Source organism: Sorangium sp. So ce693 (assembly GCF_051521375.1).
Classification (GTDB): Bacteria; Myxococcota_A; Polyangia; order Polyangiales; family Polyangiaceae; genus Sorangium; species Sorangium atrum.
In genome coordinates, this window is sequence record NZ_CP150347.1 from 7,068,127 (window position 1) to 7,089,765 (window position 21,639).

The window sequence follows — 21,639 nt, forward strand, 5'->3', positions numbered from 1 at the left end:
TTTCAACTTACAAGAGGGAGGACACTTCAATGAAAGTTGCCGAGTACGCTCGTCTGGCTGCGCAGGCCGCCGCCGTCGCTCTTCCGCTCGTCGCGCTGGGCTGCGGGCCTGACCCGGAGAAGGTCGGCGATGAATGTGCTCCGGAGGACGGCTGCCCCAGCGGCCTCGTGTGCGCCGAGGGCGGTGAGGACCACATCTGTTATGCGCCGCCCGGCGCCGGCTGCGATGCGGGCGGCACCGACTATTGCCTGGGGGATGCCGTTTGTGGCGACGACGGCACATGCCGAGCCCCGCTCGGCGGCTCCTGCGCCGGGGACGCGAAGGACTTCTGCGCAGAAGGCACGGCGTGCGGCGCTGACGGAACCTGCCAGACCCCGCCCGGCGGCGCGTGCGATCCGGCGGGCCCCGATCTCTGCCTCGACGACGCGGTCTGCGGCAAGACGCGAGACCGCGGGGGAATCTGTGGCATCGCCGAAGGAGGCGAGTGCGATCCGGAGGCCCCGCTGTGCGCAGGCGGCCTCACCTGCGCCGAGCTCGTCGCAGGCGGCCATGCGTGTTATCCGCCCGTGCTGGCGAGAGGGAGCGTCTTCGACTCCGAGACCACCGCGGGCATCGAGGGCGCGCTCGTGCTCGCGCTCGACGATCAGGCGACCGCGATCACGGACGTGACGACCACCGACGCCGCAGGGGATTACGTGCTCGAGGTGCCGGTGCCCCGCGCCGAGAACGGCGCCCCGATCGGGGACGTGATCTTCACGCTGCGGGCGAGCGCGCAGGACCACCAGCCCTTCCCCGGTGGGCTCCGCACCGCGCTGCCGATCGCCTCGAGCGAGGCGACGTCGGGCGACGACGGGTGGAGCATCGAGACCGCGCTCACGGATATCGCGCTGATCGCGCTGCCCGAGGACCAGCGGGGGCTGCCGAGCATCTCGGGCTCGGTGCTCGCGGACGAGCAGTCCGGCGGCGTGCTCGTCGTGGCGGAGGGCGAGGGCGGCAAGGGGTTCAGCGCGGTGACCGATCGCGGCGGCGCCTTCACGATCTTCAACGTGCCCTCCGGCAGCTACTCCGTGAGCGGTTACGCGGCGGGGCTCGCGCTCGATCCGAAGGCCGCGGAGGTCGGCGACGCGGCGCTCACGGGCGTGGATCTCGCGCGCTCGGACGCCGCCCTCGGCACCCTGACTGGCACGCTCAACATCGTCAACGCTCCTGGCGGTTCGACCACCAGCGTCGTGCTCGTCGTCGCGTCCACGTTCAACGACGCGTTCGTCCGAGGGGAGGTGCCGCGAGGGCTGCGCACGCCGCTCAGCGGGCCGCCCGACGTGAGCGGCGAATTCAGCATCTCCGGCGTCCCCGCCGGCAAGTACGTGGTGCTGGCCGCGTTCGAGAACGACAGCCTCGTCCGCGATCCCGATCCGAACATCGCCGGCACGCAGCTCGTCACCGTGGAGATGCCGAGCCCCGGCGAGGACGTCTCGCTGCCGACCTCGTTCAAGATCACCGAGGCGCTGCCGGTGATCGGCCCAGGCGCGACGGATCCCGAGCCGGTGACGGCCGCGCCCACGCTCCGGTGGGGAGACGACTCCAGCGAGGACTTCTATACCGTGGTCGTCTACAACGCCTATGGCGACCTCGTGTGGTGCCTCGGGGACGACCCGACGTGCGCTGGGCCGAGCATCCCGGGATCGAGCGGCGTGGACGAGGTCTCGGTTGAGTACGGCGGGCCCCTCGATCCGGGGATGTACTATCAGTTCCGCGTGACCTCCTGGCGCTCCCCGGGCGGCAGCGAGCCGGGCGCCATCGCGGCGACCGAGGATCTGCGCGGCGTGTTCTACGTCGCAGGCCAGTAACGACCGCCCTGGCGCCCCGGGTGGGCAGCTGAGCCCGCGGCGCTGCCCGGCTCACTCGGCGACGATCGCGACGGAGGCCGGGAGCGCCCCGATCTCCGCCGTGACCACGCCGTCCTCGTACGAGAAGGGCACCGCGCGATCTTCCTCGAAGTCGATCGACGCGGCGGTAACCTGCGTCGGGCTCGCGTCCACGGGGAAGCTCACCGTCACCCCCTCTTGCTCCACGACGCCTGCGCTGTACTCGTGGTTGATCACGTGGAGCACCGTGCGGCCGTCCGCGAGCCGCACGAGGTTATGGCTCATCTTCTTCTCGCCGGCGCACGCCTCGGGCTGCTCGGCGGACGCGCACTCCTCGAAGGAGAGGGTCACGGGCCCTGCGAGGTCCGTCGCTCCGTGGTACAGGCCCTCGTGCGACTTGTAGAAGTCGCGGAAGCGCGCGAAGAACTCCGTCATCTCGAGCGCGGTCGCCGTGCTCTCGTCCGTTGTCGTGTGCAGCGGCAGGGCGAAGTACAGGCCGTTCGCGTAGGCCTCCGCGGCGAAGACGCGGAAATAGTCCTTCCGCTCTTCCAGCGGGAGCCCGTAGTAGCGGTTCATCATGTCATTGGGCCAGTCCAGGAACAGCATCAGGGGGACTTCCTTGCCACCGACGAGGGCTTGAACGCGCTTCGAGCGCGCCTTGAGCCCCCGTAGAGCGGTCTGGAACGACACGGTCCCGTCGAGGTGCCCCTCCACGACAGGCACCCAGTTCATGCCGCGCGGGCCGTCGCCGTCGATGTTCCAGTCGTACAGGCCCACGCTCTGCATGTCGACGAACGGCACGATGCCGTTCGACGAGATGAAGATCTCGCGGCCGTGCTGCTCCCGCGCGTAGCGGCGGAGCTCGAGCACCACCTCCTGCCAGTAGACGAGCGCCGGATAGACCTCGACGAAGGTCCCGAGCTGCGGGTCTGGGCGGTTCCCCACGGTCCGGCCCCACTCCTCGACGAGCAGCTCGTTCCCGCTGTCGAAGGGCTTCGCCGTTGCGTTCACGCGCTGGAGGTAGCCGCGGAAATCGAAGCCTCTCCCGGCCGTCTCCGGCGCTCCTCCGCAGTCGAGCCCGTCCTCGGGGAGGAGATCGAACCCCTGCTGCCAGCCGTCCGGACGGCCGCCGTGCTTGCGACAGAGGTAGTTGCCGAAGTCCGCGACATGGTGGTCGTCGAACCCCTCGTTGCCATCGTACTCCGCGCCCCCGTAACCGCCGTTGATCTCGTCGAAGTTCAGCCCGTCGACGCCGAGGTCGATCTGGAGCTTGCCGATCTCGACGAGCCGCGCCCGGTAGCTCGGGGACGCCATGCTCGACCGGTGGGCGCCTGGCACGATCTGGTCGTGGGCGACGAGCTCGCCCGCGGCGTTGCGCGTTGTCTGCTCCCGAAACTGCTCGTCGCTGTCGACCTCGTCGTCGAAGAGGATGGATGCAGTGCTGCCCGCGACGAAGCGGACGCCGCGCTCGCGGCAGCTCGCCAGATACTCGGCGTCATAATCGTCGGCCTCGATCCCGGTATCGCGCCAGCGCTGCCACGCTCTCGGCACCATGTCCGGGGCGAGCTCGAGCACCTGGGGATCCGCCTCGTTCACCTCCACTTGGCTGAACGCGAACACCGTCAGCTCCGACGTGTCGAACGTGCCGAACACCTCGGGGTGGATATCGGGCATGACCGGCGTGATCTCGCCTCCACCCCCCTCTCCCTCCTCTCCTCCCGCCCCGGTCGCCGTGGTTGCGCCCTCGCCGCCCGCGCCCCCGCTGGACGCCGCCATGCCGCCGCTTCCCCCAGGTCCTCCAGGGCCAGGATCCGAGCTGCACGCGCTCTCGGTCAGGGCGCCGGCCATGACCATGCATGACAGCAGCCACGACCAGCCTGATCTCCCGATCCGGGCCGCGCGACCCTGGTACCTATGCGCCGGAGCCTGTCGACGCCCGGCGCCGCCCGCGATCCCGTCGTTGCGATGAGTTGCCATGCGCACAGAAGGCGTTCGCGCCATCCGCCATGTCAAGGCGGCCTGCGCCGCAGCACGAAGCTGTCACAGTGGGAGCTTCTCAGACAACCACGTCAAATTCCAGCACCACCGCTCGCGCTTCATGGTTGAATTCCGCGTGCGCAGAACGTCGCTCCGCCGACTGGCGGCCTTCATCGCCACCTGCGTCCTCGGCGCCGCGCTCGCCTCTTCCCACGGTCCTGCATTCACGATTTGCTCTTGACGGAGACGATCATGCCTATTCGACCTTCATTGTCGCACACCATTCTTCTTGGCCTGCTCGCTGCCGCCTGCAGCTCGAGCGAGCCGGCTCTGGAGGGCTCCGGCGGCTCGGGCGGCGCCGGCGGCTCGGGCGGCGCCGGCGGCTCGGGCGGCGCCGGTGGGTCCGGCGGCAGCGACGCGGCTGCGCCGCTCGTCGAGACGGAGGCGGGTCCGGTGGAGGGCGCGCGCGTCGGCGCGACGCGCACCTTCCTGGGCATCCCGTACGCCGCGCCGCCGGTCGGGGACCTGCGCTGGAGATCGCCCGCGCGGCACGAGCCGTGGACCGAGCCGCGGGCTGCCGTCGAGGTCGGCGTCCCTTGCCCGCAGATGGACCTGCTCACCCCGGGCTTCAATGAGAGCTCGGGAGAGGACTGCCTCACCCTGAACGTCTGGACGCCCGAGCGCCCGGCGTCCTCTCCCCTGCCCGTCCTCGTCTGGATTCACGGCGGCGGCTTCGAGCTCGGCAGCGGCGGGGAGGCCGATTACGACGGCCGGGCGCTCTCCGAGGCGACCGGGTCGGTGGTGGTCACCTTCAACTACCGCCTTGGCCCGCTCGGGTTCCTCGCCCTCCCGGACCTCAAGTCGGAGGATCCCGATCACCCCTCGACGGGCGCGTACGGCCTCGAGGACCAGCGCGCCGCGCTCGAATGGGTCAAGGCCAACATCGCCGCGTTCGGCGGGGATCCGGGCAAGGTCACCCTGTTCGGCGAGTCCGCGGGCGGCATCAGCGTCTGCATGCACCTGGTCTCGCCCAGGAGCAAAGGCCTGTTCCAGCGCGCCATCATCGAGAGCGGACCGTGCGACTCCGCCGCGGACGAGGCGGCGGCCAGCGCGCAAGGGCAAGAGCTCGTCGAGGCGCTGGGCTGCACCGACGCGCCGTCGGTCCTCGAGTGCCTGCGCGGCAAGTCGGCCGAGGAGGTCATGAGCGCGCTGCCGCGGGGCGCGGCCTTCCTCGAGGGCGCCGGCCCGACGTGGTTCCCGGTCGTCGACGGGTGGAACCTCCCCGACGTGCCGGGCAAGCTCCTCGAGGCCGGGAGCTTCGAGAAGGTGCCGACGATCCTCGGCAGCAACGCGGACGAGGGCACGCTCTTCGTCGCGCTCTGGGGCGAGTCCGCGGCGGTCGCCGACGACGCCGCGTTCGAGACGTTCGCCGAGACGCTCGCCCCGGGCCACGGCGAGGAGGTGGTGGCGCTCTACCCGAGCCAGACCTACGGCTCGGCGCAGGCGGCGGCGATCGCGGCGCTCGGCGATTCGATGTTCGTGTGCCCGACGCGGCGGGCGGCGCGCGCGCTCGCGGGCGGCGGCGCGGCGACGTATCTCTATCATTTCACCTATGCGCCCGAGAGCTCGCTGCTCGGCGATCTCGGCGCCTTCCATTCTTCCGAGATCAAGTTCGTGTTCGGCAACCCGACATTGGTGTTGCCGGAGCCGCTGACCGCGGGCGAGCTCGGGATGTCGCAGAAGATCATGGGGTACTGGTCGCGCCTCGCGGCGAGCGGGGACCCCAACGGCGAGGGCGCCGTCACGTGGCCAAGGTATGAAGCGGAGGGGGACGAGAGCCTCGCCCTCGATCTCGAGATCGCTCCGCAGGCCGGCCTGAAGAGAGAGCTCTGCGACGCGTGGGACACCTTCGCCACGGCGGCTCCCTGACGGCGCTCGCACGGAGGGCCGCGGCGCGTCGCGCCATGGCCGGGGCACGGCGTGCGGCCTGCGCGCCTTGCCTCCGGGCCCGCCGCGCGATGGAGCCCCGAGCGCAGCCGCCGCGCTCTAAATAGCGATAGATATTATGCTATCCTGACCACGGTGCTCTCCTCCTACGACCTCGCCGCCATCATGGCCCGCCTCGACGGGCGCGAGGCCGCGCTCGACCTGCTCACGCAGGAGCGCCAGGCCGCTGTCGCCGCGATCTTGCGGGCGCCTGCGGGACCTCTGGGCACGGCGCTCGACCCTGCGGGGGGCAGGGAGCCCGGGGAGGCCGAGCTCCTCCTGATCCGCCGGGCCGAGCACCCGGCCGATCCCTGGTCGGGGCACATGGCGCTCCCGGGCGGGCGGCGCGAACCGGCGGACGAGAGCCTGCTCGCCACGGCGATCCGCGAGACGCGGGAAGAGGTGGGGATCGACCTCGCGGCGCACGGGACCCTGCTCGCGCGCCTGCCCGAGGTCCCGGCGGTCGCGCGCGGGCGGCGCGCCGGGATGATCGTGGCCCCGTTCGTCTTCGCGCTGCGCTCCACGCCGGAGCTCACCCTGAGCGACGAGGTGGCCGAGGCGCTCTGGACGCCGCTCGGGCCGCTCGCGCGCGGCGAGCGCACCTCGCGTTACGCGTACACGCACGAGGGAAACGTCCTCCAGCTCCCGTGCCTGCTCGTGGACGAGCGGGTCGTCTGGGGGCTGACGTACCTCATGCTGAAGCAGCTCTTCGAGGTGCTCCACCGGTAGCTCGCGCGGCCGTCGGCCCTGCCGGTCTGCCGCGGCGTCGCCGGCGTCGTCGGCGTCTTTTTCCCCTATCCCCTCAGAAACCGCCCTCGATCGCGAGCCCAGGCATCGTGATGGGCCCGAGCTTCCGCGGCGTGCACCCGCTGTCATCGCAGCTCACGTCGAACACCTCCTTCGCCAGCGTCGCGTTCTGCACGTCGAGCACGAGCCCTAGGTAGCTCCGCGCGCCCAGCGCCCAGCGCTTCGACAGGCGCATGTCGAGCCGGTAGAACGGCGCGATGCGATCCGGGTGCTCGCGCGGGGCGCGGCCCGGGGCGGCCTCGTCGGCGGGAAAGCCTGTGTAGAAGACATGGCGGATCCCGGCGCGCCAGCCCGCGCCGAGGTCGTAGAGCAGCGCGACGTGCGCCACGTGCGTCCGATCGTAGGCGGAGGGGACCGTCGACTTGCCCCGCGTGCGCGTGGAGCGCGACAGCGTGTACGACGCCAGGAAGAACATGTCGCGGCGGAGCGCCCCGCGCGCCCCGAGCTCCAGACCGTACGTGTCGCCGAGGCTCCGCGTGAGGAAGCGCTCCGTGCTGAGGTTCGTGCCGCGGCCCGTCCCGATCGGATCGCTCAGGCCGAGGGTCACCTGTCGAAACACCGTGGCGCTGAAGTTGACCGGCCCCGCATCGGCCTCGACACCGAAGCTCGCCTGCAGGCTGCGCTGCAGCCCCCCCGGGATGCCGCCGATCTGGAGCGCCGGCAGCGGGGCGAGGCCGGGCAGCTGCGAGGCGAGGCCGAACGCCGGGATGAGCCGCACGTGGTCGCCGACGCCGAAGCGGCCGACGATCCTCGGGTCGATGGCGAGCGCGCTCTTGCCGAGCGATGTGTAGTGGTCCACGCGCACGCCGGGCGTGAGGGTCGACCGCTCGTCGAGCACGATCAGCGCGTCCGCCCACGCGCCCAGCGCCAGGTCGAGCCGGCTGCGGAAGAGCTCGGGGAAGCTCTCGTCGAGCTGGGCCGTCCCCTCGGCGGGCGAGTCCTCCTCGGTGGACGCGCCGCCGGCGGCCTCCTCGTCCGCCGCGCTGGGGCGCGGCGTCACCACGTAGCGGTCGACCGCCGCGTCGACGCCCGCCCGCAGGAGCGCGCGCCCCGCGAGGATGGGCCGGGCCAGGCTTATCCTCGCGTTGAGCTTCCAGGCCTCGGCGCTTTGCACGCCCACTCCGCGCGACCGATCGAGCCCGAGGGTGAGCGCCGACCTGACGCGCGCGCCCGAGGCGGCGTCGTCGCGGTCGTAGCGCAGGTCCAGGCGATGAAAGTCGCTGTCGAGGAGGACGTCGGTCACCTCGGCGCCGTGCTCCTTGCCGATGCTGGCGAGGTAGTCGTACGCGCCGAAGGCGAAGACGGTGAAGCGCTCCTCCGGCCCGAGCCGGTACGTCATCCGCCCCTGGTAGTCGGCGTAGCCCACGTCGACGCTCGGGACGAGCGCCGACGTGAGCGCCGCGCCGGCGGCGTAATGCCCTCCCACGAGGACATGGGTGTCCCTGTCCATCGGCCCTTCCACGACGCCGCCGAGGTCGACGAACCGGAGGCTCCCCTCCCCGCGCCAGACGTCGGACGGCGGCGCGCTCTCGGCCTCGATCGCCGCGCCCGCGAGCCGCCCGATGTCCGCGGGATAGGGGCCGAGGTGCATCTCGACGCGCTGGACCATCGCGGCAGGGATGACGCTGGGGCCGGCGCCCACGTGAAAGAGGAGCGGGACCTGGATGCCGTTGAAGAAGTAGCCGATGTTCCCCGGCGGCGCGCCGCGGATGTAGTAGTACGGCATGCCGCTCGCGATGGAGGTCACGCCGGGCTGGATCTCGATCGCGCGGTAGGGGTCGCCGAGGGCGCCGGGCAGCTCGCGGACGTCGCGCCGCGTGAGCGAGACGGAGCCCGGCGGAGCCCGGTTGCCCTCGACGGTGACCTCGATCCCCGCGGGCGCCGCGGCCGACCCGACGGGAACCTCGGACGCCGGCGGCTCGGCCGGGGCTGCGCCGGGCGCCGGCGTCCCTCCGGTTCCTGCCGATTCATCGGCCGGGCCGCCTGCAGGCTGAGGGCGCGCCTCGCCCGCATGAAAGGTGGCGGCGGCCGCGAGCGCGAGGGAGAAGAGTGCGCCTGGGGATCTCACGCGGATGTCGTTAATGCGCCGCCGGGCAGCCGGGAGAACCTCCCCCGTGGCGCCCCGGAATTAGCAAATCCAGGGGCTCGGCGGAAGCCAGGGAGTCCATGCACGCTCAGCCATCCACGTGCCCTGGACGCGCATCCCGCGTGCAAGGCGCCGATCAGCCGCATCGCCGGGCTGCACGTCCCCTTGCCCCGATCCGGGGCACAAAAAACAGAGCGCCCATTCGACGGCGGGGGGGGGAAGCCGTCACGGGCGCTCTGGCCTCCGTGTTTAGCAGGAGTCGAGCCAAGGCTCTCCCCTTCTCTGTTCCTGGGGTTACCCTTAAGGATGCCCCCGATACTTTTCGATTCTGAGATCTCTGCTTTCAAACCTGGCATGAGATCCGCGCCCTGGAACACCCCGCCGGGCCTCCCGCCGCGCCGAGCTCCCCGAGACGCAAACCAGGTCGATTGGAGAACGCCGGCGCGGCGCTTCTTTTGACAAGTACTTGTCAACATGACAACTTGATGTCTATGACGAAGCTCACCGCGGAGGCGACCGCGCTCAGCGAGCTGGTGATCGAGGTGTTCCGCTTGAATGGTCTGGCGCTCGAGGCCGGGGACGCCCTGGCCAGGCCGGCGGGGCTCACGAGCGCGCGCTGGCAGGTGCTCGGCGTCGTGGACCATGGCCCGGCGCCGGTCTCGAACGTCGCTCGGACGATGGGGCTGACCCGCCAGGGCGTGCAGCAGATAGCGGACGCCCTCGAGCGCGAGGGCTTCGTCGAGTACGTCGAGAACCCGCATCACCGCACGGCCAAGCTCATCTCCATGACGGCGGCAGGGCGCGAGGCCCTGCGGCAGGTCGAGGCGCGCCACGCCGCGTGGGCGGACCGGATCGGCAAGCGGCTCGATCTGTCGAGCCTGCGCGCGACCGTCGATGCGCTGCGACAGGCCGGACGTGTGCTCGAAGAGGACGCGGCGTCGCCCACGCGACCCGCTCGAAAGGCGTGATCCCATGAGCGAAGCGATGACGATTCCCGTGCTCCCGTGCGTGTCGCTGCCCGAGACCCTGGCGTTCTACGGCGCCCTGGGCTTCGAGGTCACCCACCAGCAGAAAGCGCCGTACGTGTATGCGGCGACGCAACGCGGGGAGGTCCAGCTGCACTTCATGGGCCTCAAGGGGCTGGATCCCACGCAGGCGTACAGCACGTGCCTGGTGATCGTGCCCGAGGTCGAGCGGCTCCACGAGACCTTCGCGGAGGGGCTGCGGCGGGCGTACGGCAAGCTGCCGATCTCCGGCCTGCCCCGGATCTCGCGCATGAAGAAGGGGCAGAGCCGCTTCAGGGTTGTCGACGTCGCGGGCAACTCGGTGATCTTCATCCGGCGGGACGCGCCGAACGACGACGACGAGGGGGCCGCCGGGTCGCGCTCGGGCTCGAGGCTGGGCAAGGCCCTGCGCGCGGCGGCGCGGCTGCGCGACTTCAAGAACGACGACGCCGCGGCCGCCAAGGTCCTCGACGTGGCGCTCGCCCGGAAGGGGGCGGACGACCCGCTCGAGCGCGCCCGCGCCCTCGCCGCGCGGCTCGAGCTCGCTGTCGCCCTGGGCGAACAGGCGCGCGCCCGCGCCCTGCGCGACGAGATCGACGCGGCGCCGCTCTCCGGCGAGGAGCGCGCCCAGCTCCAGCCCCAGCTCGACGCCGTGGACGCGCTGGATCGGTCGCAGCGATAGGCGCGCGCGCCCGCGCCGCCAGACCTCACGTCGCTCGCCGCCTCCGTGTCGCGCTCGCGCCAGGCGGACGCGCGACGCGCGACGCGCTCGTCCTTGGCCAGGAGCGACGCCCGGCGCGGCCTGATCCCGCCGGCAGCGCGGCAGCGCCACCGTGCTTTCCACCATCCAAGGTGAGATTCTCACGAAAAGCGCTCGACCAACAATTGCTGATAATTTCTCGGGGCCTATCGAAATATACTCAATTCATCGTGCCTTAACGGCAAGATTCAGCTTCCTTGGCCCCGCCGACCCAAGTATGAAATACGCATGCGAGCTCTCCTTGGCTCCGGAGTGACAAGGGCGCCGCGCGCCCCCGGTCGGGTCGCCTCGCCGGCGTGAAAGGAGCAGGAAGAGAGAGGCTTGGGGCTGCGCCGAGCGATCGTCGCGGTGCCCCCTGCCGAAGAGCCGAAACGCGACACGCGAGAAGGACCATCACGATGAGGAGAAGGAAGGACCCGTTCGGCATCGCGCTCGCGCTCGCCGGCGCCGGCGCCGGCAGCTTCGCGGGCTGCTGGGAAGGCGGCGCTGTCCAGATCTATTCGTGCAATGAGCCGTGCTTCAGCCTGGATGCTCACGAGTGCAATGATCCGTGCCCCGTGTGCGACGGCGCGTGCGTGCCGCCGCCGGCCCCCGGGTTCGACGCTCCCATCCTGCTCTGGAGGGGCGACGCGACAGGCGGGACGTCCCCACCGGAGTGCCCGGCGGAGGCGCCGGATCTCGTGTTCGACGGTTACAGCGGCTTCGACGGCGAGCACACGTGTCCGACGTGCCTTTGCACGAAGCCCTCCTGCGAGCTGCCGTCAGGCCTTGTGGGGAGCGCCTCGGCGACGTGCGATGGGACGGCGTCCACGTCGTTCGCCGCCCCCGCGGGGTGGAGCGGCGCGTGTACGGCGCCGGACGCGGCGACCTCGGGCGAGATCGGCTCGTTCCTCATCCCGGCGCCGACCGTGAGCGCGTGCGCCCCGACGCACGATCCCGGAGGAGCGCCGCCCGGGCTGGCCGCCCCCGCGAGCACCCGGGTGCGCGCGTGCACGGGCACGGCCGACAAGGACAAGTGCAGAGATCCCTCGAGGATGTGTGTCGCGGCCCCCAGGCGGCGGTCGGGGGGCTTCACGATGTGCATCCGCTATCTCCAGCAGCGCACGCCGGAGTGCCCTGAGCAGTATCCCGATCTGCTGGCCGCCGCCGAGCGCTTCGACGACACGCGCAGCTGCACGCAGTGCGCGTGCGAGGAGCTCGAGGACGCCACGTGCTCCGCGCTCGTCTCGGTCTACGAGGACGGCGGCTGTCGCGAGCTCCTCGGCGCAGAGATGGTGACGATGGCCGGGCCGAAGTGCGTCGCGGGGCCGGATCTGCGGCTCGAGAGCATGGCTGCCCGATGGATCAGGGAAGACCCGGGCAGGTGCGCCCCGACAGGCGGAGTCGCCGTGGGCCAGGTGACACCGGAGAGCCCGGCCTACTATTGCTGCCAGTCGGACGAGGTCATCCCTATCTACTGATGACCCCGCCCGCCAAGGGCTGTTCGAGCTGTTCGACCCGGACGCCCCTTTGAGCGAGGGTGCGAGTTCGTGTACCCGTGTGCGCGCTTCGCGGCTATAAGAGCGAATCACGCGAAAGGGAGAGCGGATATGCGAATCGCACGAGGGTGCTTCTGGATCGCGCTCGCGGCGGCCGGCTGCAGCGCGTCCAACAGCGGCACGTCCGCGACGGAGACCGACCCGTCCTCGGGTGCCGAAAATGGCAGCGTAGCGAGCGGCGCGGGCGGCCAGGACGATCCGTTTGGCTCCGGGGCCGGGATCGGCGGGAACAGCGGAGACATCGGGAGTGGGGACAACGGGAGTGGGGCCCCGAACAACGGGTGCATCGAGCGGGCCTCCCTCGTGTATGTGCTCTCACAGGACAACGAGCTCTACAGCTTCAGGCCCGATCGTAAGGAGTTCACGAAGATTGGTGTCCTGGGGTGCCGGACCGGCATGGATCCCAACTCGATGGCGGTCGATCGCAACGCGGTGGCGTGGGTCAACTATGTGGAGGCCGACGACAGCGAGGGGACGTTGTTCAAGGTCAGCACCGAGGACGCGAGCTGCGAGCCCTCCGGGGCCACGCTCTCCGACGGATGGGCCCGGCTCGGCATGGGCTTCTCGAGCGATCTCTCGCGCCCGGACACCGAGGAGCTCTTCGTGGCGGGCGCCACCGGCACGCCGGGCATCGGGCTGGGGAGGATCGAGGGCGCGTCGGTGACGCCGGTCGGCGAGTTCAGCGGCTCGATGCGCGACATCTCGGCGGAGCTCACCGGCACGGGGGATGGACGCCTCTTCGGCTTCTTCACGACCACCCCGGTGCAGCTCGCCGAGATCGACAAGGACACCGGCGAGATCATCGAGGCCACGGACCTGCCGGGCATCGAGACCCCCAGCTCCTGGGCGTTCTCGTTCTGGGGCGGCGACTTCTATTTCTACACCGCCCCGAGCGAGCTCGGGTCCCCGTCGCGGACCACCAACGTGAGCCGCTATCGCCCGTCGGACGGCTCGATCGACACGGACTACATGACGGACATCGGCTTCCGCATCGTCGGCGCCGGCGTGTCGACCTGCGCCCCCCTCGAGCTCCCCCTTTAGAGCGGCGGTCACCCGCTTCGGATACGGGCCCATCTCGACGTTTTCGGTGCTCAGCGCACCGGAGTGCGCTTGCGCGCCGAAAACGCCGATCTGGGCCCGTCTCCTGTGCGGGTGACCGCCGCTCTGCTCGGCATGGGGCGGAAACCGGTGTAGGGCGGAGGAGCCATCGGGACGGAGGAGCCGGGGTCGTCCACGATGTCACCGGGAACGGATCGGTGAAGCGCGCTCCCGGCGGGACTGCCATCTACCGGTCGGGCATCGCCGGCATCACGTTGCGCGTGTCCGATCGGGCACACCCGGTCGGGCGTCGAGGTGTTGCGATGCGGATGAACCTGCTCCCCGGGCGCGCTGTCTGGCTACTCGCGCTCGCGCTGTCGCTCACCGCGGCGTGCGGGACGGCGCCGGCCGCCGAATCCCCTGCGCGCGAGGACATCTTCCGCGCCGCGGGGCCGAACGAGTTCATCCTGCTGACCGCCCGGGGCGAGCTCGTGAGCGCCGACATCGAGCCGGGGCGCGTCGTCGGCCCGGACGTGAACCTCGGCGTGTACGCCGCCGACAGGGGGCGCGAGGGGCAGACGGTCCGGGGTGTGGCGTTCGACCAGGCCGTGAACGTCACCGCGACGGGGCAGCGCGCGGCCGGCACCGTCGGCGCCATGCCGCTGGAGCTCTCGGTGACCCGGGCGGAGGCAGGGCTCCACGCGCGGGGCCTCCTGGCCGGCGCCCTCTCCGACTACCGGCTGGACGAGCGGCAGCTCACGGGCACGATCGGGCGCTGCAGCTACGAGCTCACACGGACGGGGCGCACCTACGAGGGGTCGCGGAGCTGCGAAGGTCAGCCTCATCACGCGACCGTCCTCCTGCCCCGCGGGCTGTCCTCGTGGAGCGACGCCGCGCTCGCAGCCAGCCTCGGGCTGCTCCTTGGCGCATGAGCGCGCCGCGGGCCGCCCCGTCGCGTGGGCGGTGGCGAATGACAGGCCGCGCAGCGGCTGCTAGAGCTCGGGGCGACCCGGCAAGAAAGACGAAGCGCGCCGGAAGCCCGTCGGGTACGGAAGGGCCGAACCTCCCGGGCTCCGGGCCTCGGCGGTCCTTTCTTCGCCCTCGCGCGGCACCCCCTCTTCATCCGTGACGAAGCCCAGATCCGATGGCAACGCGCCGGGCAGGCCGGCCCCGGCGACCTCACCGAACCTCCTCGAGGGACGCTCCGCGCCCATCCCGGTCGGGCCGCGCCTCGAGGCCGTGCTCGAGCTCGCCTACCGCGCGCGCCGCGCGGTGCTGCTCGAGGGGCCCACGGGGATCGGCAAGAGCGAGCTCGTCCGTCAGCTCGCCGAGCGGCTCGGCATCGCCACCGTCGTGCTCGATCTGAGCCTCCTCGAGCCGCCCGACCTCGTGGGCCTGCCGGTCATCCGGGACGGCCGGACCACCTACGCGGCGCCGTCGGTGCTTCCCCAGGACGGCGCCGGCATCCTGATGCTCGAAGAGCTCAACCGCGCGGAGCGGTACATCCAGCAGCCGGCGCTCCAGCTGCTCAGCGCCCGGCGGCTGCACGAGTACGAGCTGCCCACGGGGTGGGTGTGCTTTGCCGCCGTCAATCCCGAGTCGGCCGATTACCAGGTGACCCCCCTCGATCGCGCGCTCCGCGCGCGGTTCCTTCACCTGAACGTCCGCGCCGACCGGGCGTCCTGGCTCGCCTGGGCGCAGGTGAACGGGCTCCACCCGGGCGTGATCGCCCTCGCGCAGGCGCACGAGCGCGTCCTGGACGACGTCCCCCCGCGCACCTGGACCTATGCGTCGCACGTGCTGAGCGCGCTCCGCCCCGAGGAGCTCGCGGACGGCGTCCTCCTGCGCGACACGCTGGGCGGGTACCTGCCCCCGAGCTGGGTCGAGCTCCTGCTCGCGTCGAAGGACAGCTGGTCGACGCGGCTGCCGTTCGATCTGCGCGCGCTGCTCGCCGATTACGGGCCGAGCTCGCCGGCGGGCAAGGTGCTGCGCGGGGCGCGCGAGCGCGGGGAGACCGACCGGTTCGACGAGGTGACGACGCGGCTCGCGCCGCTGCTCGAGGGGCCCGAGGTCGGCGTGCTCGCGGCGCAGCGCAAGCTGTCGCTGGGCGCGTTCGAGGCGCTGCTCGCCGACCTGCCTGGCGACCACCGCGAGCGCCTCCAGGACGCGCTCGGCGGCAACGCGACGGCCACGCAGCTCATCGACATCCGCCCCGAGGAGCTGCTCCAGAACTACGCGGGCAGCGCCGCCGAGCAGAAGGTGCTGGCGTGGCGCGCCGATCCGCTGCGGCAGCACCGCGTGGGGCTCGTCGTGACCGCGCTGTCGGCGCACCTCGCGCAGCAGGCGAAGCTCGTCGACGTGCGGCGGAGCAACGTCGCGCGCGTGTGCCTTGGCCAGCTGCTCGCGCAGCTGCCGGAGCGCTGGGCCCTCCGGCTCGCGGGCGCGCTGAAGAAGCACGGCGTCACGCCGGTCCGGCCGCAATGAGCGAGACCGCGGGGCGCGGCGAGGTGTCCGAGGACGCGCTCGCCGCGTGGCTCGACGCCTTCGTGCGCGATCCCGGCTTCCTGGAGAAGTACCCCTGCTACGCGGCGATCCTCGCGCGGCTCGCGCCGGTCGCGGACCCCTCGGTCAAGCGCATGGCCGTCTCGCTGTTCGATGGCCGCTTCTTCCTCCACGTCAACGTGGAGTCGTTCATGAACGAGCCCGTGTTCCTGCGGGGCGTGCTCCTCCACGAGGTGCACCACGTCGCGCTCGGGCACCTGTGCCACCCCAAGTTCGCGGGCGCGGACGAGCCGGAGCTCATGGACCTCGCCCTGGAGATGTCGGCCAACGAGTACATCGAGGAGCCGCTCCCCGACCCGATCCGCTGGCAGCCCTACGCCGCGATCGGCCTGCGCGGCGGCCAGAGCACGCTCGAGCGCTACGAGCTGCTCGTGAGCGCGGCGCGCGAGGGCAAGCTCCCGCAGCGCGGCGGCGAGGCCGTCGACGATCACCGCGTGCTCCGGCGCCCCTCGCGGGAGCCGGGCGCTGTGGAGCAGACGCGGCAGCTCCTGCTGCGCGCCGCCGAGGAGGCGGACGCGCTCGCGGAGGACGGCGATCCGGCGGACGTGCCCGGCCTGCTGCTCGCAGGCAAGACGCCGGGGCGGCTCATCGAGGAGCTGACAGACGCGCTGGGCCCGCCCGCGCACCCGCTCGACTGGAAGACCGCGCTCAGGATGTTCGTGGCGCGGGAGCGCGCGCCGGTGCACACGTACGCGCGGCCGAACCGGCGCTTCCCGGGCCGCGTCGGCGAGGTCCCCGGCAGGACGTACGCGCCCCGCGCGATCACGAAGCCGTCGGTGCTCGTCGCGATCGACACGTCGATGAGCATGCGGCGCGAGGAGCTCTCGGAGATCGCCCGGCAGCTTCAGGTGATGAGCGAGTCGGCGCGCATCACCGTGGTCGAGTGCGACGTGGAGATCGGGCGCGTGTACGCGTTCGACGGGCGGCTCGACGAGGTCGGCGGCCGCGGCGGGACCGATCTGCGGCCGGTGTTCGCCCCGGAGTTCCTGGCGGCGCGGAAGGTCTCCGGCGTGATCTATTTCACGGACGGCGCGGGGCCCACGCCCCCGGCGCCGCCGCCGCTGCCGGTGCTCTGGATCCTGACGAAGCCGCAGGATTTCGCGTGCCCGTGGGGCGAGCGTGCGTGGCTTGCGAGGAAGCCTCGGCCGCGGTGATGTGAAGGCGGCGCGCGAGGGCGCGAAGACGCCCGCGCGGCGTGGGATCGCCGCGCGGGCTCGGACTCGGGGCCTCAGGGCGTGCTCGCCGGGTCCGCCGGGTCGCTCCCCGCGTCCTCCTCGTCGCCGTCGAGCGCCCCATCGCCGTCGCGGTCGAGCGCCATCCGCGTCCCCGAGCCGGGCGGCGCGCAGGTGAAGGTCAGCGCCTTGTTCGGCCCCGCGATCGCGCGCAGCGCCGCCGCGCTGATCGCCGGGCTCGCCGCCCTGTCGGGCAGGAACGTGCCAGCGCCCTGTTGATAGAGGAAGCCCTGCTCATCCCCGTGGAGACGGACCTTCGCCACGAGATCGCACTCCCCCACGTCGGCGCGCGCGATCAGGAGATCCACGCGCAGCTCGGCGGCCGTGTCGCCCGCGCCGGCGAGCGTCGCTTGCTGGCCCACGATGGGCGCCAGGTTGCTGTCGAAGGCGTGAAGATACTTGGTCACCTGGTGGCGCAGCACCTCGCCCGCCGCCCCCGGCGGGAAGCCGGCGACCCCCGGCGCCTCGTTGAAGCCGTTCTGATCGTGGAAGCGGAAGACCGTATCCATCGTCCCGTCGTGGCCAAAGCCGAACCCGCGGATCTGATCGCCCTGGAACTCGAAGTTCCGGTCGTTGAAGCGCGGGTTCTGCACCATGCCGAACATCCCCACCTTCTGATAGACGTTGCGGAGCTGGGCGACCTTGAAGCTCTGGAAGATGAAATCGAACGTGTAGCGCCCGTCGGTCCCGAAGAAGCCGGGGAACTCGACCCCGTACTCGGCGTTGGCGGTGGGATCGAGCACGTGGCACGAGGCGCACGCGCCGCCCTCGCTGGGCGGCAGGGTGAAGAAGGCCTTGCCCGCCGCCTGATCGGCGGTGAGCGAGTTGTCCAGGTGGCGGATGGGGTTGGGCGGATACATCACCTGCATGGCGAAGTCGGTGAACGCCTGCATGTCCGCCGCGGGGATGGGCGCGTTTCGACCGAGCAGGCCGACGAAGGCGACGCTGAACTTCTTGAACGCGGCCTCCTCGTCGAACGTGCCGCTGTTCGGCTGCGCGCTCGGCGCGTCCTCCCCGCCGGTGCGGTCTCCGCGCCAGTGCATCGGGCCGTGGTTGGCCATCCCGCGCAGGCTCTGCGTCGTCATCGGCCCCTTGAGCGCGGCGAACTCGGCGGGCGCGCCGAAGATCGTCGGATCGAGCACGAAGGGGCCTGGCATCGGCCTGTTCACCGCGTCGGGGTCGCCGAGGTCCCACGCCAGGCTGTCGAGATCGCCGAAGACATGGCAGCTCGCGCACGCCGAGTCGCCGTGGCTCGACGTGAACGACGCGTCGTAGAGGAAGCGGCGGCCGCGGACCACGCTCTCCGGCTCGGGGCTGTACATGGGCACGTGCGCGACCTCGGCCTTGTCATCGACGTCGATGATCGAGATGGAGTTGTCGAAGCGCGTGAGGGCGTAGAGCTGCCCGCGCGCCTCGTCCAGGACCACGCCGGTGGGCCCGCCGCCGGAGACCGGGATCTGCCGCGCGAGCCTCGGCACGAAGGTGTCGGCCTCGAGCGCCGCGGTGTTGAAGACGCCGATCTTGTCCGAGCCGAGCGCGGCGACGTAGAGCTTCTTCCCGTTGCTGGAGACGGCCATGCCCGTGGGCAGCGCGAGGCTCTTCCGGTTCTCGGCGTTCGGGACCGGGGCGCAGCACGCGCTGTAATCGATGTGTTTGTTCAGGTGCCGCGGGGTGACGCTGCCCGTCGCGGGATCGAGCACCGTGATGTTGTTGTGGTTGAACCGGCCGCGCACGGTGTGGCCGGCGAAGACGCCGGGGCCCTCGAAGCGATTCTCGTTGAACGCCTCCGTGTTGGCCACGTAGACGCGGCCGCTCACCGGGTTGACGGCCATGTTGTAGAGGACCGTGCCGACTCCCCGGAACACGCCCCCGGCCCCCGCGACGGGCGCGGGCGGGTTGGCCAGGGCGTCGATGACGAAGACGTCCTTGTCGGGCAGCGAGAAGTTCACCTTGTCGTCCCAGGATCGATTCAGCTCGTCCACCCAGTGCGTCCCGTTGAATTTGACGATGAGGGGCGCCGAGGGCTGCGCGACCCCGGCGGCGTTGGTGGTCGGCGGAGGCAGGCCGAGGCCCAGGTTCACCACGTTGGTCTCGATCACCGTTGTGCGGTTTCCTGAGTGGAAGGCCGCCGCATAGACGCGTGAGCCGTCGGGCGTGGCCGCGAGCGCGCGCGGCGTGTCGCTGAAGAGGGTGATGATGTTGAGCGGCGCGGTGCTCGGGCTCGCCGTCGAGAAGACCCAGACGTCGGCGCGGCCCACGCCCGGCGTGGTGAGCGCCGGATCCACAGGGCTATTCTGCCCGCGGTGCGCCGTCGTGATGAAGGCGCGGCTCTTGCCAGCGCCGGCGAACACGATGTCGCGAGGCTCGTCGCCCACGAGCAGGGTGCGCACGACGCGGGGCTTCCTGGGCTTCGAGACGTCGACGACGCTCACACTGTCGGAGAGGTGGTTGACGACCCAGACCTCGTCATCGCTGCGGGCCGCGACGGCGACGGGCTCCATGCCCACGGCGACGGAGCCGCGGTGCTCGAGCGCGCCGCTCCGGACCTTGAAGATCTCGAGCCGGTTGTCAGGCGTGTTGACGGCGAAGAGCATCGAGCCGTCGGGCGAGAGGGCGAGAGGGCGGACCTGGCCGCTCTCGAAGAGGGAGTAGGGCCGGGCGGCGGCGACCGTGATCGGGGCGCCCGCGACGGTCGGTGTTTCGTCGACGGGCGTGCCGTTATCAGCGCATGCGGCCAGGGCGAGAGCCGGGAGCGACCAGAGGACGAGCTTGTTCATGGGCACCTCGAAGGCGGGAGAAGAGCGACATTTCATGATCCATCGAAAAGCGCCCACGGAGCAAGAGACAGACGAATGGAATCAACCCACGTTGTTTGGCAAGACACTTTGCGGAGTGCCTCGGCGGCGGGAGCGCTCCACAACACACCACAGGTCTCCCACGGTGGGGCCCCGCCCCACAACAACGTTGTTGCCGAGGGGGAGTCTCGTCGTTGATCACGAGATGAATGCCCGCGTACAAAAAAAACGCAGCCCGTCGGCTCCTCGCCGGCGCGCGCCGGCGAGGAGCCGACGGCGCTCCCGAGGCAGAGGGCGCCCTCGGGAGCGCGCTCCGCGGGAAAGGCGCGGCGTTCGCGGCCGACCGCGCTGATGCTGAGTTGAATGGGCGGCGGGGTCGCGCGCCTCGCCGCGAGGCGATGAGGATCAGGCCGCGGCGAGCTTGGCCGGGCGGCGAATCAGCGAGAGGGCGACGTAGACGACGAACGAGATGGCGAAGCCCGAGAACCAGGCGTAGCTATAGAGATTCATCCACGCGCTGGAGACCGTCGCGACCTTGATGGTGCCGAGGAAGCCAGGCAAGTTGGGCAGGATGCCGAGGACGAGGGCGACGATCGCGACGGGGTTCCACCCGCCCGCGTACCAGTAGATCCCTCCCCGCTTGTAGAGCTGGGCGAGATCGAGGTTGGTCCTGCGGACGACGTAGTACTCCGCGATCAGGATCGCGCCGAGGGGCCCGAGCAGCGCGGAGTAGCCGACGAGCCACGTGAAGATATAACCCGTCGGGTCGCTGACGAGCCGCCAAGGCTGCATCAGGATCCCGATGATGCCTGTGATGAGGCCGCCGGTGCGGAAGGAGATCCGCGACGGCCAGAGGTTCGAGAAATCGTTGGCCGGGCTCACCACGTTCGCGGCGATGTTGGTCGCCAGGTTGGCGATGCAGAGGGCCGCGAGCGAGATGATCAAGACGACCGGGTTCTCGAAGCGGGTGATGACGACGACCGGATCCCAGAGGGTCTCGCCGTAGATGACGACCGTGGCGGAGGTGACGGCGACGCCGATGAACGAGAAGAACGCCATCGTGGGCGGCAGGCCGATCGCCTGTCCGATGACCTGATCGCGCTGCGAATGCGCGTAGCGAGTGAAGTCCGGGATGTTGAGGGCCAGGGTGGCCCAGAAGCCGACCATCGCCGTGAGCGCCGGGAAGAAGAAGACCCAGAACTGACCTTCCTTGGGCTGCCCCACCCCGAAGGACGAGGGCTTCTCGAGCATCGGGCCGAACCCGCCGGCGCGGCTATAGGCCCAGAGGAGCAGCGCCATGCCGAGGCCGATCAGGAGAGGCGCCTTGACGTTCAGCAGGATCCGGATCGACTCGATGCCCATGCGAATGATCCAGATGTTGATGCCCCAGAAGAACAGGAAGCAGACGAGCTGCGGGACGTTGATCCCCAGCGGCGTCGGCGGCATCTGCTCTATCGACGGGACGAAGACGGCCACGATCTTGTAGATGGCCCACCCGCCGAGCCACGTCCCGATCCCGAACCAGCCGCAGGCCACGAGGGCGCGCAGCACCGCGGGCACGTTCGCCCCTCGGACGCCGAAGGCGCTCCGGCAGTAGACGGGGAACGGGATACCGTACTTCGTGCCCGCGTGCGCGTTGAGGATCATGGGCACGAGCACGATGACGTTGCCGAGGAGGATCGTGAGGACGGCCTGCCCCCAGCTCATCCCCTCGGCGATCAGGCCCGAGGCGAGCATGTACGTCGGCGTGCAGGCGCACATGGAGACCCAGAGCGCAGCGATGTCCTTCATCCCCCATTTGCGCTGGTCCGAGCGCACGGGCGCGATGTCTTCGTTGATGTAGCGCGAGTCGATGTCCCCTCCTAACCCCTGAAAGCCCTCGCCGGCTTTCGCGCCGTGAGCAGCCGAATGCACGTCGGGTTGATCAGTCGTTTGCGTGTGCGCCATCGTCGATGAGGCTACACGATCGGACGTGAGACTGGATAGTGG

At 70.9% G+C, this 21,639-nt stretch carries 14 protein-coding genes; 10 read left to right on the forward strand and 4 right to left on the reverse strand.

Annotated elements, in window-relative coordinates; genetic code table 11:
* The first annotated feature begins 29 nt into the window (after positions 1-29).
* The gene (locus WMF14_RS26210; RefSeq protein ID WP_437790396.1) at positions 30-1,847 is read left to right on the forward strand and encodes a hypothetical protein; all 1,818 of its coding nucleotides are present in this window, start codon (positions 30-32) and stop codon (positions 1,845-1,847) included.
* Positions 1,848-1,898: 51 nt separating this feature from the next.
* On the opposite strand, the gene WMF14_RS26215 is transcribed toward WMF14_RS26210, so the two are convergent.
* On the reverse strand, positions 1,899-3,641 hold the full coding sequence (locus WMF14_RS26215) for a hypothetical protein (protein WP_437790397.1): 1,743 nt from the start codon (positions 3,639-3,641) through the stop codon (positions 1,899-1,901).
* Between the two features lie 453 nt (positions 3,642-4,094).
* Here WMF14_RS26215 and WMF14_RS26220 point away from each other — a divergent pair, with 453 nt between their 5' ends.
* Both WMF14_RS26220 and WMF14_RS26225 read left to right on the forward strand, forming a co-directional pair.
* A complete protein-coding gene (locus WMF14_RS26220) occupies positions 4,095-5,771 on the forward strand; it encodes a carboxylesterase/lipase family protein (protein ID WP_437790398.1) in 1,677 nt (558 codons plus the stop codon).
* A gap of 153 nt (positions 5,772-5,924) precedes the next feature.
* Positions 5,925-6,557 carry an NUDIX hydrolase gene (locus WMF14_RS26225; RefSeq protein ID WP_272093605.1) on the forward strand — a complete coding sequence of 211 codons (633 nt, stop codon included), beginning with the start codon at positions 5,925-5,927 and terminating at the stop codon, positions 6,555-6,557.
* Between the two features lie 73 nt (positions 6,558-6,630).
* On the opposite strand, the gene WMF14_RS26230 is transcribed toward WMF14_RS26225, so the two are convergent.
* A complete protein-coding gene (locus WMF14_RS26230) occupies positions 6,631-8,703 on the reverse strand; it encodes a TonB-dependent receptor plug domain-containing protein (RefSeq protein WP_437790400.1) in 2,073 nt (690 codons plus the stop codon).
* A 446-nt stretch (positions 8,704-9,149) separates the two neighbouring features.
* Here WMF14_RS26230 and WMF14_RS26235 point away from each other — a divergent pair, with 446 nt between their 5' ends.
* From WMF14_RS26235 to WMF14_RS26265, 7 genes are all read left to right on the forward strand, one after another.
* Positions 9,150-9,689: a MarR family winged helix-turn-helix transcriptional regulator gene (locus WMF14_RS26235; RefSeq protein ID WP_437790403.1), complete on the forward strand. Its 540-nt coding sequence runs from the start codon at positions 9,150-9,152 to the stop codon at positions 9,687-9,689.
* A 4-nt stretch (positions 9,690-9,693) separates the two neighbouring features.
* Positions 9,694-10,407, forward strand: coding sequence for a hypothetical protein (locus tag WMF14_RS26240; RefSeq protein WP_437790405.1), 714 nt, complete (start codon positions 9,694-9,696; stop codon positions 10,405-10,407).
* A 476-nt stretch (positions 10,408-10,883) separates the two neighbouring features.
* Positions 10,884-11,945, forward strand: coding sequence for a hypothetical protein (locus WMF14_RS26245; RefSeq protein ID WP_437790406.1), 1,062 nt, complete (start codon positions 10,884-10,886; stop codon positions 11,943-11,945).
* A gap of 129 nt (positions 11,946-12,074) precedes the next feature.
* On the forward strand, positions 12,075-13,064 hold the full coding sequence (locus WMF14_RS26250) for a hypothetical protein (RefSeq protein WP_437790408.1): 990 nt from the start codon (positions 12,075-12,077) through the stop codon (positions 13,062-13,064).
* Between the two features lie 326 nt (positions 13,065-13,390).
* Positions 13,391-13,993 carry a hypothetical protein gene (locus tag WMF14_RS26255; RefSeq protein WP_437790410.1) on the forward strand — a complete coding sequence of 201 codons (603 nt, stop codon included), beginning with the start codon at positions 13,391-13,393 and terminating at the stop codon, positions 13,991-13,993.
* A gap of 193 nt (positions 13,994-14,186) precedes the next feature.
* Complete coding sequence (locus WMF14_RS26260; protein ID WP_437790412.1) at positions 14,187-15,545, forward strand: AAA family ATPase; 1,359 nt, start codon at positions 14,187-14,189, stop codon at positions 15,543-15,545.
* A complete protein-coding gene (locus WMF14_RS26265; protein ID WP_437790414.1) occupies positions 15,542-16,777 on the forward strand; it encodes a vWA domain-containing protein in 1,236 nt (411 codons plus the stop codon). The genes WMF14_RS26260 and WMF14_RS26265 overlap by 4 nt, the downstream gene beginning before the upstream one ends.
* Before the next feature lie 74 nt (positions 16,778-16,851).
* On the opposite strand, the gene WMF14_RS26270 is transcribed toward WMF14_RS26265, so the two are convergent.
* Complete coding sequence (locus WMF14_RS26270) at positions 16,852-19,632, reverse strand: hypothetical protein (protein WP_437790416.1); 2,781 nt, start codon at positions 19,630-19,632, stop codon at positions 16,852-16,854.
* A gap of 423 nt (positions 19,633-20,055) precedes the next feature.
* Entirely contained in the window at positions 20,056-21,597 is a 1,542-nt protein-coding gene (locus tag WMF14_RS26275) for an NCS1 family nucleobase:cation symporter-1 (RefSeq protein ID WP_437790418.1), read from the reverse strand.
* Positions 21,598-21,639 lie beyond the last annotated feature (42 nt).